Genomic DNA, 17,222 nt, shown 5'->3' with positions numbered 1-17,222 from the left:
TACGCCGGGTGGGCAGATGTCACGGTGTGACCGGACATCGCCCGCACGACCACAGCCCGGTAACGGGCCGGCGCCCCCCGGAGGGCTTCGGCGGGCCGCCCCGTACCATCGGTTGTCGACAGCAGGACAGCCTGTGCCCGACTGCGGGAGACCTGCGCCACGAACGGACTCGCCTTGCACGAACGCCCCTCACCCCCCGCCTGCTGGCGCCTCGCGCTGCCGCACTCGACGGCGGCCGTGCCCGTGGCCCGCGCACTGGTCCGTACCGCCCTGGCCGAGCTGGAGCACGCGAGCGACACCGACACGGCCGAGCTGCTGACGGCGGAGCTGGTCGCCAACGCCGTCGAGCACACCGCGGGGGACGCCCCGATCGAGCTGGTCGTGGAGGTGCTGCCGAACGGCTGCACGGTCGAGGTGCACGACCCGGACCCGGCGCCGCCCGGCGACCTCGCGCACGCGGCCGACAGCGAGCCGGACCTCTGGCAGGAGGGCGGGCGCGGACTGCTGCTGATCCGCGCCCTCAGCGCGGCGTGCGGTCACCGCCCCACCGAGTCCGGCAAGGCGGTGTGGTTCAGACTGGCTGCGGTACCGCGTCAGCGTCAGTGGCGTCAGCGTCCGGCGTGACGCCGGTCCGCGCCAGCCGCGACCTGCGGCGCCCGTAGCCGAGGTAGACCAGCAGGCCGACGACGAGGAAGACGGCGAACTGCACCCAGGTCGTCCAGCCCGTCTCGTACATCAGGTACAGGCAGCAGCCGACGCCGAGCAGCGGCAGCACGGGGTACAGCGGCACCCGGAAGGTGCGGGGCAGGTCCGGCTCGCGGCGGCGCAGCGCGATCACCGCGACGTTGACCGCGGCCATGACCGCGAGCGTGCCGATGGTGCACAGGTTGACCACGGCGTCCAGCGAGGAGAAGGCCGCCGGGACGGCGAAGACGACCGCGATGATCAGGGTGCCCGCGACGGGGGTGGCGGTGCGCGGCGAGACCTTCTCGAAGACGGCCGGGACCAGGCCGTCGCGGGCCATCGACATCAGGATGCGGCTCTGGCCGTACATCACGGCGAGCACCACGGAGGCGATGGCGACGACCGCGCCGAAGGCGATGATGCCGCCGCCGATGCCGGAGCCGGTGACCTCGTTGACGACGTACGACAGCGCGGCGGGCTGCCCGCCGACCGCGTCGCCGCCGATGGCGCCGGTCGCGGCGAGGGCGACCGCGCAGTACAGCAGGGTGACCAGGCCGATGCAGACGAGGATCGCGACGGGGATGTCCCGGCGCGGGTTCTTCGCCTCCTCGCCGGCCGTGGTGATCGCGTCGAAGCCGATGTACGAGAAGAAGGCGGCCGTGGTGCCGGCGCCGATCCCGGCGAGGCCGGCCGGCGCGAACGGCATCAGGTTGCCGTCCTGGAAGGCGCTGAAGCCGATCGCGCAGAAGGCGACGAGGATGGCCAGCTTGAGCACGGCCATGGCGGCGGTGGCGCGGGCGCTCTCGCGCACGCCGCGCACCAGCAGCAGGGCGGCCATGGCGATGACGATGACCGCCGGGAGGTTCACGGCGCCGCCGTCGCCGGGGCTCGCGGAGAGCGCGGCGGGCAGCTGGATGCCGATCAGGCTGTCGAGGAGTTCGTTGACGTACTGGCTCCAGCCGACCGCGACGGCGGAGACGGAGACGCCGTACTCCAGCAACAGGCACCAGCCGACCAGGAAGGCGGTGGTCTCGCCGAGTCCGGCGTAGGCGAAGGAGTACGAGGAGCCGGAGACCGGGATCGCGCCGCCCAGCTCGGCGAAGGCGAACGCGGTGAACACGCAGGTGATCGCGGCGAGGACGAAGGAGACGACGACGGCCGGGCCGGCCTGGGCCACCGAGTCGGACAGGCCGACGAAGATGCCGGTGCCGACGATCGCGCCGACGCCGAAGCAGATCAGCTGGAACAGGCCCATCGTGCGGCGGAGGCCGTGGCCCTCGCGGTCGGCGCCGGATTCGGCGACCAGGAGGGCGGGGGATTTGATGCGGGGCATGCGGGTGGTGCTCGTTTCTGGGGACGGACATGCGCCCGGGTGGGGCGCGCGGCGGCTGCGGAAGGGGTGGCTCCGGGCCGCCGGACAGCATAAGGCCCGGTCGCCCGGGCGGGATACCGCGTGTGACGCGCTCCGCTCAGGCGAGCGTGGCGACGAGGACGGCCTTGATGGTGTGCAGCCGGTTCTCGGCCTCGTCGAAGACGACCGAGTGCGCCGACTCGAACACCTCGTCGGTGACCTCCAGGGACTGAAGGCCGTGGCGCTCGTGGATCTCGCGGCCGACCTCGGTGCCCAGGTCGTGGAAGGCGGGCAGGCAGTGCAGGAACCGCACGTCCGGGTTGCCGGTGGCGCGCAGCACGTCCATCGTGACCGCGTACGGGCCGAGGGCGGCGATCCGCTCGTCCCAGACCTCCTTGGGCTCGCCCATGGACACCCAGACGTCGGTGGCGACGAAGTCGGCGCCGCGCACGCCCTCCGCGACGGACTCGGTGAGGGTGATCCGGGCGCCGCTCGTCCCGGCCAGCTCGCGGGCACGGTCGACGATTGTCTGGGCGGGCCAGTAGGACTTCGGGGCGACGATCCGGACGTCCATGCCGAGCAGGGCGCCGGTGACGAGGTAGGAGTTGCCCATGTTGAAGCGGGCGTCGCCGAGGTAGGCGAAGGTGATCTCCTTGACCGGCTTGGTGGTGTGCTCGGTCATGGTGAGCACGTCGGCGAGCATCTGGGTGGGGTGCCAGTCGTCGGTGAGACCGTTGTAGACCGGCACCCCGGCGTGCGCGGCCAGCTCCTCGACGCCGGCCTGGCTGTCGCCCCGGTACTCGATGGCGTCGAACATCCGGCCGAGGACGCGGGCGGTGTCCTTCACGGACTCCTTGTGCCCGATCTGCGAGCCGGAGGGGTCGAGGTAGGTGGTGCGGGCGCCCTGGTCGGCGGCGGCGACCTCGAAGGCGCAGCGGGTGCGGGTGGAGGTCTTCTCGAAGATCAGCGCGATGTTCCTGCCGCGCAGATACGGGGTCTCGGTCCCGGCCTTCTTGGCCGCCTTCAGCTCGGCGGCCAGCTCGATCAGCCCCAGGAACTCCTGCTCGGTGAAGTCGAGCTCCTTGAGGAAGTGACGGCCGGCGAGGGCGGTCGGGACGGTCGCCATGGGGCGCTCCAGGTACGGGGACGACGGCAGGACGACTGGAAGTCTATACGACTCTTCACATGACTATGCGGAGTGTGTCCCGTTGCCGGCCCGGCCGGTGCTCATACGGCGTCCCGCTGCACCGGACAGCTCATACAGCGCGGCCCGCCCCGGCCCCGGCCCAGCTCGCTGCCCGGGATCTCGATCACCTCGATGCCCTGCTTGCGCAGATGGGTGTTGGTGGTGGAGTTGCGCTCGTAGGCGACGACCACGCCGGGCTCGACGGCGAGGACGTTGCAGCCGTCGTCCCACTGCTCCCGCTCGGCGGCGTGCACGTCCTGGGTGGCGGTCAGCACGCGGATCTCGCTGAGGCCGAGCGCGGCGGCGATGGCGCGGTGCATGTGCTCCGGCGGATGGTCGGTGACCTTCAGCTCCTTGTCCTCGGTGCCGGGTTCGATGGTGTAGGAGCGGAGCATGCCGAGACCGGCGTACTGCGTGAAGGTGTCCCCGTCGACCATCGTCATCACGGTGTCGAGGTGCATCAGGGCGCGCCGCTTCGGCATGTCGAGCGCCACGATCGTGCGGGCGGAACCGGCCGCGAACAGCTTGTGCGCGAGCATCTCGACGGCCTGCGGGGTGGTGCGCTCGCTCATGCCGATCAGGACGGCGCCGTTGCCGATGACGAGGACGTCGCCGCCCTCGATGGTGGAGGGGTAGTCGGCCTGTCCCTCCGACCAGAGGTGGAAGTCCTCGCGGCGGAAGAGCGGGTGGTGGCGGTAGATCGCCTCGAAGTGCACCGTCTCCCGCTGGCGGGCGGGCCAGCGCATCGCGTTGATGGAGACGCCGTCGTAGATCCAGGCGGAGGTGTCCCGGGTGAACAGGTGGTTGGGCAGCGGACGCAGCAGGAAGTCGTCGAGGTCCATCACATGGAACCGCACCGACACCGGCTCCGGGTGCGCCTCCAGGAACTCCCGCTTCGTCATCCCGCCGACCAGCGCCTCCGCCAGCTCCCGGGCGGGCAGCGTCTCGAAGGCGGCGCGGAGGTGGTCGGTGGCGAGCGGACCGTACTCCTTCTCGTGGAAGACCCGGTCGAGGACGAGCGCCCGGGCCGCCGGGATCTCCAGGGCCTCGGTGAGCAGGTCGCCGAAGAGGTGCACGGTGACGCCGCGGTCGCGCAGCACGTCGGCGAACCCGTCGTGCTCGGCCCGCGCCCGGCGGACCCACAGCACGTCGTCGAAGAGCAGGGCGTCCTTGTTGCTGGGGGTGAGCCTTTTGAGCTCCAGATCCGGCCGGTGCAGGATGACGTGGCGCAGCCGCCCGGCCTCGGAGTCGACATGGAATCCCATGCCTCCATCCTGACCATTCGCGCGCCTGTTCACCCCCCTTTCGCCACCACCACCGCCCGGACCGGTTCCGCCCCGCTGACTGCCGACCGGCCTCCGTCCAGGGCGGCGCCGCAGCCCACACCCTCGACCCCATCCGTACGCGCCCCCACCCCACCACTCGGGAGCCGGCCGGGGGTCGGTGAACAGCCCGCCACGCGGCGTCCCACGCCCCACCACGTGCGGCAACCACCCGAGCGTCCGCCCACCGCCCCCGGCGCGGCGCGTCTCACCGCCCCGCAGGCGAGCGGCACATCAAGGACGGCCGCACGCCCCCCGCCCGGAACCACCGAAGGGCACCCACTGGGTGGCGATGAAGGACTCCCGGACGCGCCCGCAAACGGCGAGGGCGCCCCGGCCCCGTACACACACCACCCAGCCACGCGGGCGGCAACCGCCCGAGACGCTGCCCGCCGCCCACGCGCGTGCGCGTCACCACGTACGTCGGCGAGCGGCACGCGTAGGTTCCGGACGCGCCCGGACACGGGTTGGGCGCCCAGGTCCTCCGCGTACACCCACCCACGCCCCACCAGAAGCGACAGCCCGCCCGCCCCCGTGCGTGCACGTCACCCATGCCCACCGCAGGCGACCGGCTCGGCTCCACGCGTGCACCTCTGCCGTGCCCACCACCTCACCGACCCGCCGACCGGAGGCACCCCAGGGGGCAGCCGCAACGCCCCTGCCCCCACATCGCCGGAGGTGCTGGAGGAAGTCCGGGCGCGCCCGACACGGCGTGGGCGCCCCGGTCCTCCGCGTGACACACACCACGCCCCGCCGGAGCGACTGCCCACCCGCCCCCACGCGTGCACGTCACTCACGCCCACCGCAGGCGACCGGCCCCGGCCGCACGCGTGCACTTCCCGCATCACGACCGCACCGCACACCCAGGGGGAGCCGCAACGCCCCCTGCCCCGAACCGCCGGAGGCTAGCTGCTGGGCTGGGGCTGGAGGAGTTCCGGGCGGGCCAGGAGGCGGCGGGTGGTGGGGCCGGGATTCTTGGTGGCGTGGGCGACGATCCAGCCGGCCAGGAGGTGGGGGTCGGCCGGGTGGGTGGTCAGGGCGTCGGCGTAATGGGTGAGCGCGGTGGCCGGGTCGGCGGCGGCGAGGTGCTCGTCGGCGGTGCGCGGGGCGGTGGGGCGGACGGCGAAGGCCTGGGTGCGCCGGTCGGGCCAGTGCTCCCGGTCGGGCCGCAGGCGGGGCGCGTCCCCGGGCCCCGGTGCGACGTTGCGCAGCCGCCACTCGGTGCGGTGGAGCGCGGCGGCCGTACGGGCCCGGGCGAGGGCGTCGGGGGCGACGGGCTCGCGCAGCCAGGCGTCCAGGGTGCGGGCGAGTCCGGTGACCAGCCGCCGGCCGGGCGCGGTCAGCCGGCCGCTGCTCAGCAGGGTCCGTACGACCAGCCGGCTCTGCAGGCGGCGCAGCGCGAAGTGGTAGGCGGCCCGGTCGGCGTGGTCGGGCTCGGCCATCCGGTCCCGCCAGAAGCCGGCGACGGCGGTGAACGCGTACGCGCCGTGCAGCAGGCCGGTCAGATGGCGGGGGTCGGGGCGCCAGGGGGCGTAGTAACGCTCCTCGCGGTCGTCGTCGAGGAGCGGGAACAGGTGGAGAAGGGCGCCCAGCTTGCTGTGCTGGAACTCGTGGACCAGGGTCTCGGCGAGCGCCAGCGCCGTGCCCGGGCGGGATATCACCATGGCGCCGAAGGAGTCGCCGCTGGACGCGGACATCCACACGGTCGGCGGGGCCGGTGGCTGGGAACTGGTCCGCCCCCACGGCACGACGGCCCGGATGTGGGAGGGATCGAGCCGTCCGGGCTCGCCGCTTGCCGCTCCGGCGAGCAGCCCGGCCGCCTCCTGGAACAGTCGCTGCCATGCCTCGGCCTCGTCGGCGTCGAGCCGGGCGGGCGGTAGGGGGACGTCCAGGTCACGGTAGGGGTCGAGGTCGTCGAGGGCGATGGCGACGGTTTTGTCGGGGCCGGTGTGGGTGAGGGTGCGCAGGGGGACCCAGTGCGGTTCCCGGGCTGATCCGGGGTTCACCGCCCCGGTGATCCGCACAGCGCGGGGACGGCAGGTCACCGTGACCGGCCGCCCCCCACGGCCGGGTCCGGTCAGGATCAGCCGGCCGCCCCGGGTCACCGCCCTGCCGACCGCCGTCCCGGGCGGCGCGTCGGGCAGGCACACCAGGCCGAGTCCCGGCAGATGCAGCCGCCCGTCGGTGAGCGGCACCCGCAGATCGGTCTCCGTACCCGCGTGCACGGCCGCCGCCGCGGCCACCGCACAGAGCCGTCCGGCCTCCGCCCACAGTGGCGGACCGGTCGCCGAACCGCTGTGCAGGCGACGCAGGACGTGAGCGATCCAGCGGCCGGTCGCGGGGGCGAGCAGCAGCCGCTCCACGGGCTCCGGCGCCCGCGAGGCCGCTTCCTTCACTGTCCGCCAGGCCTCGGCGGCCGAGGCGAGCGGAGTGGACATCCCCTCCAGCCGGTCCAGCATCGTGCGCAGGAGCAGCAGCCGCCGTGCCCGCTCCCCCCGCTCGAGGAAGGCAATGGCCTCCGCCGAACCTCCGCCGGTGGCCAGGCCCGCGAAGAGCCGCTCTGGCATCCAGAGCGGGGCAGGGCGCCGTTCGCTGCTCATGGCCGGGACCTCCGTCGAGTTGGCGGGCAGGGGTACCTCGCCGGGATCCCGGAGCCGGGCGCGGCCGGGGCCGGTCCTCCGGGTCCGGGCCGGCCGCGCAGCCGGGTCGGATCACCGCACGGTACGGCGGCCTTGCCGAGCGAGACCGACAGCCGGGAGCAGCTGAGAAGGGGTGACGACGGCGTCAGACGTGCCTGCCCGGCCCCGCGTCGCCGGCGCGCTGCAGCGGACACGCCCTACATCCGGTCGTCACTACCGCCACCACCGCCGCCCGTCTCGCCGCCCGTTTCACCGCCGCCTCGGACGCCGTCGTACGACCGCAGGACTTCCTCGAGCAGGCGGGCGGTGGGATCGAGCGGGTCGAGACCGTCCACGGCGGTCAACGGCAGCGCCGCCAGATCCGCCAGGTCCGACTCCCAGCCGAGCACACCCGCCGTGGAGAACGGCTCACCGGCGGCGGCTTCGGCAGCGTGCAGTGCGGGCGGCTGGTCCAAGGTGCGTCCCCCTTCTCGCACGGTGGCACGCGATGCCCCGTGTCCTGTTCCATCATGGCCATTCCTGCCCGCATCTGAAACCGTACGATCACGCCACCTGATCATCCGTGACCGTCGCGGTTGCGCCCCTGTGCCTCCAACTCCCGCAGCGCGGTTCGCAGTTCCGTCTTCAGGGCGGGAGCGTCGTCGAGGGCGAGCACGGCGTCGTACAGCTCCCACAGGGCCGCGGGGTGGCGCCGGGCGAGGGTGCCGAGCAGGGTGGCGGCCTCCGTGCGGGCCTTGGTGTGACGGGGCAGCGTGGCGGTGACGCGCGTGCTCAACTGACCGATCAGCGCCTGCCGTTCGACGGGGTCCGCCATCAGCGGATACGCGAGCAGCGCCTCCACCGCCCGCAGCAGCGGCGAGACCGCGCGCTCCGCGTCGCCGGGGACGGCCGGAGGCAGGATCTCCACACGCTCCGCACTCTGCAGCCGGATCTCGGGATGCTGAAGAGTGCGGCCCTCCTTCCTGAGGGCCGCGAGGCGTTCCCGGACGGCGGGAAACAACTCTTCCGGATCGGGCAGCCCCGGCAGCACGGCGGTCCGCTCCGCGAGCAGGCCGAGCAGGACGTCGGAGAAGAGTCCCGTGGCGCGCGCCGGGTCGTTGGCGGCCACCCGGCCGCGGCCCGCCGCGCGCAGCACGGTCTGCCGGTGGGCGAGATCGCGCCGCCCCACCGGCAGGGCCTGCGGCGGCAGCGGGTCCCGGAAGTTCAGCGCCTCCTCGAAGCTCTCGCAGGCGTCGACGATCCACAGCTGCTCGGCGAATCCGGCGACGGCGTCCCCCGCGTACCGGGTGAGCGCGGAGTCCAGGTCGATGCCGACCTTGTCGGCGGTGGTGGCGTCGGAGCAGAACAGCCGCAGTCCGCCGGACCGGTCCAGCACGCCGTGCCCGCCCCACCACACCCACAGCACGTCCCCGGGCTCGGCGGGCAGTTCGCGGACCAGGACGCGGCGCAGGGTGGCGTGGTCGGCGGGCGCGTACGGCACGTCGGGGACGTACGGCGCGAGCGGGGCGAGGTGCAGCCGCAGCCGGTGTCCGGGCACCCCGGCCGCCCGCAGCAGCCGGTGGAAGGCCACGGCGTCCCGGGCGGGGCCGGGCAGCGCCCAGTCCTCCCCCGCGTCGTACCGCTCGATGCCGACGATCAGCGCGCGCACCCGGTCCGGGTCGAGGGGGCCGGTCACGGCAGCCGCTCCACGATGTGCCGGTACACGTCCGGGTTGGTCCAGTAGGCGCTGTGCGAGGCGGGGAACGGCTGGCGGCTGTCGACGGCGACGTCGGTGACCCGGCCGGGGAACAGCGGGCCGGCCAGGTAGGCGAGGAGGTCGCGCGGGTCGTACAGGTTCAGCCAGTCGGGGACGTGCGCCGGCAGCGGTGCGGGGTGCTCCAGGGTGGGCAGGGAGCCGGACTCGTAGAGGAACGGCGCCTGCGACCCGGCGGTCACCAGCAGCCGTACGGCGGGCAGCGGTGCGCTGACGAGGGTGTCCAGGGCGATGATCCCGCCGAGGCTGTGTCCGACGAGGACGACGGGCGGCTCGAGGCCCGTGACCAGGTCGCGCAGGCCGGCGCGGACGGGGGCGCCGCGGCTGAGGTAGCGCAGGACGTCCCCGGCGGCCGGGTGGGCGGCCTGCGTCAGGGCGCGTCTGCGGCGCAGCGCGGCCCGGGAGGCGGCCGCGCCGGCCGTGCGGGCCAGCAGGGCGCGCACTCCGCGTCCGGTGCCGCGGGGTGGTGCGCCCAGGGCCACCGACAGGCGCTCGGCGAGCGCGTCGCGCGCGTCACCGGCCGGCACCAGCGGCGCGTCCGCGTCGAGGGCGTCGGCGATGATGCGGGCGGTGAGCGCGCGGCCCGCGAGGGTGGCCAGCTCCTGCGGGGTGAGGGCGTCGGCGGCCGGTCCGAGCAGCGGGTGCCCGGCCAGCTCGCGGGCGGCGCGGGCCAGCCCGTCCGCCGACTCGCCTTCTTCCAGTGCCACTTGGGCGGGCAGGGCGGTCAGCCGGGTCCGGAGTGGCTCTTCCGGCGGCTGCCGGCCGGGCGGCCGTTCGACCGCGGGCGGCGCGGCAGCGGCGGCGAGGGCCAGCTCGGCGTAGGGGTCGGCGTAGAGGGCGGCCCAGGCGGCGACGTCGGTGTCCGGACCGGCGGCGTCGGGGTGGTGCGGGGTCTCGGCGAGGGCGGGGCCCCGTCCGGTGGCGCCGGGGGGCGGCGGGAGACTCGCGCCGCCGGCGGCGAGCGTGGCGCCGTGCGTGCCGCCCCAGTAGTACGGCACGATACGTAATCCGTCGCGCGCCGCGGTCAGCCCGGCCGCCACGCGCCCCGCCAGCGCAGAGAAGCCCGGTTCGCGTACGCCCGTGCCATGGATGAAGACGACCGCTGTCATGTGCCCCCCGTGAGCCCGGACCCGGGCTGTGTACGACTTCCGTTCGGACGTCAACTTGGCAGTACTCTAGGCAGGTTGACGCACGTTCTACCCCGACGACGACCACCGGACACCGGGGAGACACCGTGAGCTCGGACGCGATGATCGCGCATTTCGTGGGTGCCTCGGCCTTGATCCTGGTGGCCGCCCACGCCGGGGGCCGGCTCGCCCGGAGCCTGAGACAGCCGTACATCGTCGGCCAGTTGGCGGCCGGCATGGCGCTCGGCCCCACCCTGCTGGGCGCGCTCGCGCCGGACGCGTACGACGCCCTGTTCCCCGCCGCGATCCAGCCGGCGCTGACCTCTTTCGCGCAGTTCTCGCTCGTCGTCTTCCTGTTCGCGGTCGGTTACGAGCTGGATCTGAAGCTGCTCGGCGACCGGGCACGCACGGCGGTGGTCACCGCGCTGGCGACCTTCCTGGTGCCGATGGCGGTGGGCTGCGGCTGCGCGCTGCTCTTCGAGGACTGGCTGCACGGGCTCGGCATGCCCCGGCAGCTCACCCCGTCCATGGTGGTCTTCGCCGGGGTCGCGCTGTCGATAACGGCCGTGCCGGTGCTGACCGCCATCGTCCGGGAGAACGGTCTGGCGCCCACCGTCCCCGGAGTGGTCGCGGTGTCCGCGGCCGGGCTGCTCGACGTGATCGGCTGGACGGTGCTGGCGGGAGCGCTGATGAACAGCGGCCGGGAGGAGTCGTCCGGCTGGGCGTGGCGGGCGCTGCTCGCCGTGGGTTTCGTCGCGCTGATGCTGCTCGTCGCGCGGCCCCTGCTGCGGTGGCTGCTGCGGCGGGTCCGGCTGGAGCCCTCGCTGCGGCTGGCCCTGCTCGTCGGCTTCGCGCTGGGTTCGGCGTGGGTGACGCACACGCTGGGGCTGCATGTGATCTTCGGTGCGCTGCTGGCCGGGGTGGTGGTGCCGCGCGAGAAGGACGGCACGCTCGACCCGGACCTGGTGCGGCCGCTGCACGAGGTCGGTTCGCTGCTGCTGCCGTTCTTCTTCGTGATCTCGGGTCAGTCGGTGACGCTCCGGGGCGTCGACGGGGCGGGCTGGCTCACCCTGCTCGTGGTGACGGTGCTGGCCGTGGTCACCAAGGTCGGCAGCGGCACGGTGGCGGCGCGGCTGAGCGGTCTCGGCCGGGACGACGCCCGCACGGTCGGCGTGCTGCTGAGCGCCCGCGGCCTGACCGAGCTGATCGCCCTCAACGCCGGCCACCAGGCGGGGCTGCTGAGCGCGCCCCTGTACACGGTGCTGGTCTTCATGGCCCTGGCCACGACCGTGCTCACCCAGCCCCTGCTGCACCTGGTCCGCCGCTTCGCCGCCCCTGCCCCGCAACCGCTTCCCGGCCCCGCACCGGTTGCGGTACAGCCGCCCGCCCCCACCTCCTAGGGGGTGTCCGGGCGAGTCGTCGGATCGCCTGTCAACCGGACGCCGGCCGGTGAACCCTCGCGCGGCCTCCCGCCCACCGGGCTCCGGTGGGCAGGCGGCCATCGCCCGTACGGGGCACGTCCGGCCCCGGCGTGGTCACAGCGGCATCGGCGCCATGTCGCACTCGATCCGCCGCCGCTGGCGAGCGGCGAGCAGCCAGGGGTGGTTCGCGCGGAGCACCCGGCTGAAGCCGTCGACCGCCCTGCGCTGGAGTTCGTCGGCCTCCGCGCCGCGGCCGAGGCCGCGCAGGTCGAGGGCGAGATTGGCGGTGCAGGACAGCGTCAACGGGTGGTGCTCGCCGGCGACCTCGGCGAGCTTCGGACGATTCGCCTCGTCCAGCTCGTAGGCACGTTCGAACTCCAGCTGTGCGTACGCCGTGTTGGCCTGGCCGATGGCCACGGTCAGCGTGGTCACGTGATCAGGGCCCACCGTCTCGACGAGCCGGCGCGCCGCGTCGTCCTCGATCTCCTGTGCCGCGTCGAGCGCGCCGAGCGCACGCAGGGTGGCTGCGAGGTTCGCTTTGGTCAGCAGCGTGTAGGCGTGCTGCTCGCCGAGCCGTGCCGCATACCGCCGTGCTGTGGTCTCGCCGAGTTGCCGGGAGCTCTCCAGCTCTCCGGCGAGCCGCTGGTCGACGGCGTAGTTGACGGCCGTCGACAGGGAATCGGTGTGGTCCGGGCCGTAGCGGGCGTGGAAGCGCCGCAGGGTCTCCGCGGCCAGTTCGGCGGCCTCTTCCAGCGCCCCGTCCCGGCGCCGGCACACCGCGAGGTTGCGCGCGATGCGCAGGGTGAGCGGATGCTCGTCGCCGAACGCCGAACGCGCGCTGCGGTAGACGCCCTCCTGGAAATCGCGGGCCTCGGGATAGTTGCCGCTCTCCCGCATGTCGATGGAGAGCCCGTTGAGGGTGTTCAGGGTGAAGAAGCTGGCCGGTCCGAGCAGCAACTCACGCTGTCGGGCGTTCTCCTGGTCCAGCGGCAGCGCTTCCCGGAACTGGCCGCACAGCCGCAGGTCGACGCCCCAGCTGTGGGTGGCCCGCAGGGTGGTGGGGTCGTCGGGCCCGAACAGCGAGCGGGCCAGCTCGGTGGCCTCCTTGCCGAGGTCCCGGGCCTCAGCGAACCGGCCCTGGTACCGCCGGGCATCGGCCATCTCGCACAGCGAGTCGATCAGGACCTCGGGGTCGACGTCCGTGCGCCGGGAGGCTTCCAGGGCCTGCTCGGTGATCGGGATGGACTCGGGGATCTGCCCGATCTGCCGCAGCATGAACGCATAGCTCTTGGCCATGCGCAGGACGTGCCCGTCCTCCTCGCCGGAGGCGGCGAGCCAGGCGGTCCATGCCTGCCGCCCGAGGTCGGCGGCGCCCTCGTGGTCGCCCCAGTAGTAGAGGAACAGGACGGTCGAGTACACCAGTTCGCGGACGAACGTGTCGGTGCTGGTCACCGCGCGCGAGGCGAGGATGTGGGGCAGCAGCCGCTGGTAGGCGCGCCACTCCAGGGAGGATCCGTAGTCGCCCGGCTTGGCGGCCGACAGCAGCAGGTGCGCCGCGTCCCGCATCCGCTCCCGTTCCTCGGGGGCGAGTTTGGCGAGCAGCACGGTCTGCAGCAGACGGTGCATCTGCAGGGTGTCGGAGCGCGGGTCGACCTTGATCAGTGAGAACTGGCTCAGGTCGCGGATGGCACGGTTGAGCTTGATCGACTCGCGCAGCAGCGGGTCGACCTCGGGCGTGATGCTGATGCCGCGGCTGCCGCGCAGCATGGACCGCGGGATCGGCTCGGGGGCCATGCTGGCGCAGATGTCCAGGAGCTGGCGGGCGCCCGGGTTCTTCTCCTCGATCCGCTCCAGGGAGATGTCCCAGGCGGCCGCCACGTTGACCGGATAGTCGGGATGTCCGGTGTCCAGCTCCAGGATGTCGGGGCTGCGCTGGTCCAGCATGTCGAGGTACTCGTCGACGAGCATGCCGGTGACAGCGAGCCAGGCACCGGCCTGCTCCACGGCGAGCGGCAGGTCACCGAGGGCGCGGGCGAGCCGGTCGGCGTCCTCGTCCGAAAGCGCGGGGAGCCGCCGCTGGAGGAGTTCGATGGACTCCTCGCGTTCGAAGACGTTCACCGGGAGCGGCGTGGCCACCCGCTCCCAGCCGCGGTTGCGGGAGGTGACGATGACCTTGCCCGGACCGTTGGTGGGGAAGTACCGCCGTACCACCTCGATGTCCTCGGCATTGTCGAAGACCAGCAGCCAGTTGTCGTACGGCGAACCGGACCGCAGCGCGTCCAGGACGGCGGGCACGGCGGTGTTGGCGGTGGGGGCACCCACGCTGTCCTGGCGCGGCGCGACCCCCAGCTGAGCGGCGAGGCCGGCCAGCGCGGCCAGGATCATCGGTTCGCGTTCGGCGGGGATCCAGCAGACCACCTTGTACTGGTGCTGGTGGGTGTAGATGTACTCCAGCGCCAGCTGCGATTTGCCGACCCCCCCGAGGCCGTGCAGCGCGTGCGGCAGCACGGCCGCGGTGTCCTGGGCACTCAGCTGCTCCTCCACGGCCCGCAGCAGCGCCTGGCGGCCGACGAACGAGTTGTTCCGCAGGGGAACGTTCACCAGAAGGGCCGGCGTTGCGGTCGTGGTGCTCTGCATGAGCGGCTCAGCCTCCGGGGCTTCTTGTCGGGTCGCTTCGGTCAGCGGGCTCGGCACGGTTTCTCCAGGTGGATCAGGTCGGTCGGGGACACTCGCCCCTGAATCACTGCCTGATCCACCGCCGGATGATCCCCCGTCACCCTGGTGGTTCACCTCACCGGGTGTAATCGGGGACAAACCGGCGTAGCTGTCGGTGTGCACCCGTTCGGAGGCCCCGGGTCCGATGCCGGAGAGGCTGGGCTCGATCCGCTTCGCACGTTCGGCGTACGGCCCCGACAACGCTCGCATCACGGCCAGTTCGCTGCGCGCCCAGGCACGCTGGGCCGGGTCGGGCAGGCTCGCGCCCATCGGGTCGCGCAGGGCGGCGCGCAGCGCGGCGCCACGGTCACCGGCTGCGGGCAGCTCGCCCAGCAGGCTGACGGTGCGGGCGAGTTGGCTGCGGGTCGCGGTGGCGAGGAGCGCCTCGCGCACCCCTTCGGCGAACTCGGGGCGGCCCTCGCCGTCGCTGTCCCAGTCGATCAGCCCGCCCATCAGGATCTCCGCGAGATGATCCGGCCCCGTCTCGGGCATGGTCCGCCGCCGCAGCTGCTCGATGAGGTCGAAGTCGAGCGGGACGGCCGCCAGTTGGACGGCGAGCCGGCGCGCGGCGGGGCTGGCGAGGGTGAAGAACCGGCGGACGGCGGCGCGCGGGCGGCGAGGGGCGCGCAGTCCGGGCGCGGGCGCTCCCTTGGTCAAGGTGCCGGCCAGGACCACGGGCAGCGGGCGGCGCACTCCCCGGTCCCCGGTGACGAGGTCGGCCCACGCGGCGAGGGAACCGGGCTTCATGGACAGCACGGGCACCGGGACGGAATCGTCGCCTCCGGCGGGCAGCGGACGCAGCGGGTCGGGTCCGTCGGCCGGCGTCCAGTGTCCGAGGCCGTCGTTGGGAGCGCCGAAGCCGCCGGCCTCCAGTACCGCCTGGTAGGGGTAGAGGGAGGTGCGGTGACGCAGGTGGGGTGGCAGGAGATGCACCACCGCGGTGGGCCCGGCGTGGGCGAGCCGGCCCAGGAGGGCGTCGGCGGCGGATCCGGCCCACCCGTGGGCGAGTCCGTCGGTGACGACGAGGAAGATCCGGCCGCCGCGGCCGTCGATGAGTTCGGCGGGGTCGGTGGCGGCCTGCCCGGCACCCCAGCGCAGGGTGGCGCTGCCGGTGCGCGGCAGGTGCACCCGCACCGCGCGCACGGCCCGGAAGGCGCCGCTCTGTTCGGCGGCCTCGGCTAGGCGGGCAGTGGTGCCGTCCCAGATCCGCATGGTGGGGGCGTCGTCGAGGAGCAGCACCAGGTCGAAGGCGGTGGTCCGGGCGGGACGCAGGAAGGGGAGCCACAAGCCGTCGACGACCCCCTGCTCGGCTGTGGTCTCCTCGTCCAGTTCCAGGGTGACGCGGTCGGGCACGCGGCGGGCCATCCGGTGCAGGGCGCGGGCGAGCAACGTCGTGCGGCCGGACGGGAGCGGCGCCGGCTCCGTCTCGGGCAGCAGGGGGCGTCCGGCGTGCAGCGTGAACGGCACCTGGGGGTCGGGAACGGCTGACCGGCGTGCTGGACGCGGCGGCAGCGGCGGGCCGGTGGTGGCGGCCGGCTCGCGGGACGGCCTCCCGCCGGGCTCCCGGACGGGGCGTACGTCCGGCTCGGCTTCGAGGGGGGACGGCTCGGCAGATGGCCGGGCGGAGTCGGACGGGTGTGTCCGGGGACGAGCGGCGTCCTCGACGAAGGGCGCTTCGGGGCCTGGCCTGCCGGACGCGTTCTCGCGACCGGGGCCGGTCGGGCCACCGTGGCGGTCCCAGTAGGCGGCGAGCCAGACGGCGTCGGCGACCTCACGCCAGCCCGGAAGCTCCTCCGCTTCGGCGTACGGTCGTGCGTGATCGTGGTACGGCGAGTCGCGCGGCGCGCCGTCGTCCTCGCCCGCGTACCCGTGGGGCTCAGGGTACGCCGAAGGAGGCGACGAGCCCGAGGCGTGGGCGCTGTCGCCGCGTCCGGATGCGTGCTCCCTGGGAAAGCCGTTCATTCAGCGGCCCTTCGCGAGGTCGCGGAGGAGCATTTCCACGAGCCTAACCCCGTGACCGTCGCCCTGGAAACCACCCGCCGTAGTCATATGGACAGCGTTCAGTAGCTGGTCCAGGGAGTGGGTGCCTCCTGCCTGGACCCGCTGGACGAAGAGGTCGACCAGTTCCTCGGTGCCCTGCGGACGCATGCCGAGATGTCCTTCCACCATGGCCAGTAGTTGCTCCCTGGTGGGTACCCGCATCTCCAGCGGCAGACAGCGCCTGCGGAAGGCCGCCGGGAATTCCCGCTCCCCGTTGCTGGTGATCACCACGATCGGGAACTCCCGGCACTCGACCCGCCCGTCGTGCACCACGGCGTACCCGCCGGGGTCGTCGGTGTGGACGCGGGCGACCCCGGCGGCGTCACGCACCAGTTCCGGGACGTCATAGCTTCCGTTCTCCAGGACGTGCAGCAGGTCGTTCGGCAGGTCGATGTCGCTCTTGTCGAGTTCGTCGACGAGGAGCACACGGGGTCGATCGTAGGGCAGAAGCGCCGTGCCGAGCGGGCCGAGGGTAATGAACTCGCCCAACGCAGGCGGGAGTTGAGCGTCGCTGTGTTCGGAATCCGGTGGCGCCGCGTCGCGCAGTCCGGCCTGCCAGGCGGCGATGGCCTGGGCGCGGCCCATCGCGTCGTGACTGTAGAGGCCGTCGCGCAGGGTGGTGCGGCTGACCACGTTCCACTCCAGGACCCTTCCGAGCCCCAGTTCGCGGGCGATGACGTAGGCCAGCGTCGACTTGCCCACTCCGGGCGGGCCGGTGACCAGCAGCGGGCGGCGCAGCAGGAGGGCGGCGTTGACCGTGTCGATCTCGTCCTGGGCGAGCTGCGGGGTGATTTCTCCGGGGCCGAGCCGGCGCTCGGCGGCCTCCGGGTCGTCCGGCGGGGCGGGCTGGAGCGGGCCGCCGCGGAACCGGCGCCAGGGAGGCGGCTCGGGCAGTGCCGGCGACACCTGCGGCGCCCGGCCGGTGGCGTGGAAGACGCGCCAGCCGCCTGGTTCCGTGTGCTCCTGCACGGTCATCCCGGTGCC

Annotated in this window: 11 protein-coding genes; 2 read left to right on the top strand and 9 right to left on the bottom strand. The window is 73.6% G+C overall.

The window, feature by feature from the left end:
* Nucleotides 1–174: 174 nt before the first annotated feature.
* On the top strand, nucleotides 175–624 hold the full coding sequence (locus G7Z13_RS26830; RefSeq protein ID WP_240926356.1) for an ATP-binding protein: 450 nt from the start codon (nucleotides 175–177) through the stop codon (nucleotides 622–624).
* Here the strand turns inward: G7Z13_RS26830 and G7Z13_RS26825 are convergent.
* The 7 genes from G7Z13_RS26825 to G7Z13_RS26795 form a co-directional block, all read right to left on the bottom strand.
* Entirely contained in the window at nucleotides 572–2,017 is a 1,446-nt protein-coding gene (locus tag G7Z13_RS26825; RefSeq protein WP_166002787.1) for an amino acid permease, read from the bottom strand. The genes G7Z13_RS26830 and G7Z13_RS26825 overlap by 53 nt on opposite strands.
* A 136-nt stretch (nucleotides 2,018–2,153) precedes the next feature.
* Complete coding sequence (gene argF, locus G7Z13_RS26820; protein WP_166002786.1) at nucleotides 2,154–3,161, bottom strand: ornithine carbamoyltransferase; 1,008 nt, start codon at nucleotides 3,159–3,161, stop codon at nucleotides 2,154–2,156.
* A gap of 101 nt (nucleotides 3,162–3,262) precedes the next feature.
* Nucleotides 3,263–4,486, bottom strand: coding sequence for an arginine deiminase (locus G7Z13_RS26815; protein WP_166002785.1), 1,224 nt, complete (start codon nucleotides 4,484–4,486; stop codon nucleotides 3,263–3,265).
* Between the two features lie 962 nt (nucleotides 4,487–5,448).
* The gene (locus tag G7Z13_RS26810; protein ID WP_166002784.1) at nucleotides 5,449–7,143 is read right to left on the bottom strand and encodes an HEXXH motif domain-containing protein; all 1,695 of its coding nucleotides are present in this window, start codon (nucleotides 7,141–7,143) and stop codon (nucleotides 5,449–5,451) included.
* 236 nt (nucleotides 7,144–7,379) lie between these two features.
* A complete protein-coding gene (locus G7Z13_RS26805) occupies nucleotides 7,380–7,637 on the bottom strand; it encodes a hypothetical protein (protein ID WP_166002783.1) in 258 nt (85 codons plus the stop codon).
* Nucleotides 7,638–7,738: 101 nt separating this feature from the next.
* Nucleotides 7,739–8,857, bottom strand: coding sequence for a caspase family protein (locus tag G7Z13_RS26800; protein ID WP_166002782.1), 1,119 nt, complete (start codon nucleotides 8,855–8,857; stop codon nucleotides 7,739–7,741).
* On the bottom strand, nucleotides 8,854–10,044 hold the full coding sequence (locus tag G7Z13_RS26795; RefSeq protein ID WP_166002781.1) for an alpha/beta fold hydrolase: 1,191 nt from the start codon (nucleotides 10,042–10,044) through the stop codon (nucleotides 8,854–8,856). Before G7Z13_RS26795 ends, G7Z13_RS26800 begins: the two co-directional genes overlap by 4 nt.
* A gap of 125 nt (nucleotides 10,045–10,169) precedes the next feature.
* Between G7Z13_RS26795 and G7Z13_RS26790 the strand changes: the two genes are divergently transcribed.
* The gene (locus G7Z13_RS26790; protein ID WP_166002780.1) at nucleotides 10,170–11,462 is read left to right on the top strand and encodes a cation:proton antiporter; all 1,293 of its coding nucleotides are present in this window, start codon (nucleotides 10,170–10,172) and stop codon (nucleotides 11,460–11,462) included.
* 135 nt (nucleotides 11,463–11,597) lie between these two features.
* On the opposite strand, the gene fxsT is transcribed toward G7Z13_RS26790, so the two are convergent.
* Together fxsT and G7Z13_RS26780 are read right to left on the bottom strand one after the other, a co-directional pair.
* Nucleotides 11,598–16,160: an FxSxx-COOH system tetratricopeptide repeat protein gene (gene fxsT / locus G7Z13_RS26785; RefSeq protein ID WP_166002779.1), complete on the bottom strand. Its 4,563-nt coding sequence runs from the start codon at nucleotides 16,158–16,160 to the stop codon at nucleotides 11,598–11,600.
* A complete protein-coding gene (locus G7Z13_RS26780; RefSeq protein WP_166002778.1) occupies nucleotides 16,161–17,213 on the bottom strand; it encodes an AAA family ATPase in 1,053 nt (350 codons plus the stop codon).
* Between the last annotated feature and the right edge of the window lie 9 nt (nucleotides 17,214–17,222).

Source organism: Streptomyces sp. JB150, assembly GCF_011193355.1.
In the GTDB taxonomy this organism is placed as follows: Bacteria; Actinomycetota; Actinomycetes; order Streptomycetales; family Streptomycetaceae; genus Streptomyces.
Note: the sequence above shows the minus strand (reverse complement) of the source record. Positions and strands in the feature narration are given on the sequence as shown.

Coding starts and splice junctions, on each gene's coding strand:
- G7Z13_RS26825 (WP_166002787.1), bottom strand. CDS start 2,017: ATGCCCCGCATCAAATCCCCCGCCCTCCTGGTCGCCGAATCCGGCGCC.
- argF (WP_166002786.1), bottom strand. CDS start 3,161: ATGGCGACCGTCCCGACCGCCCTCGCCGGCCGTCACTTCCTCAAGGAG.
- G7Z13_RS26815 (WP_166002785.1), bottom strand. CDS start 4,486: ATGGGATTCCATGTCGACTCCGAGGCCGGGCGGCTGCGCCACGTCATC.
- G7Z13_RS26810 (WP_166002784.1), bottom strand. CDS start 7,143: ATGAGCAGCGAACGGCGCCCTGCCCCGCTCTGGATGCCAGAGCGGCTC.
- G7Z13_RS26795 (WP_166002781.1), bottom strand. CDS start 10,044: ATGACAGCGGTCGTCTTCATCCATGGCACGGGCGTACGCGAACCGGGC.
- fxsT (WP_166002779.1), bottom strand. CDS start 16,160: ATGAACGGCTTTCCCAGGGAGCACGCATCCGGACGCGGCGACAGCGCC.
- G7Z13_RS26780 (WP_166002778.1), bottom strand. CDS start 17,213: ATGACCGTGCAGGAGCACACGGAACCAGGCGGCTGGCGCGTCTTCCAC.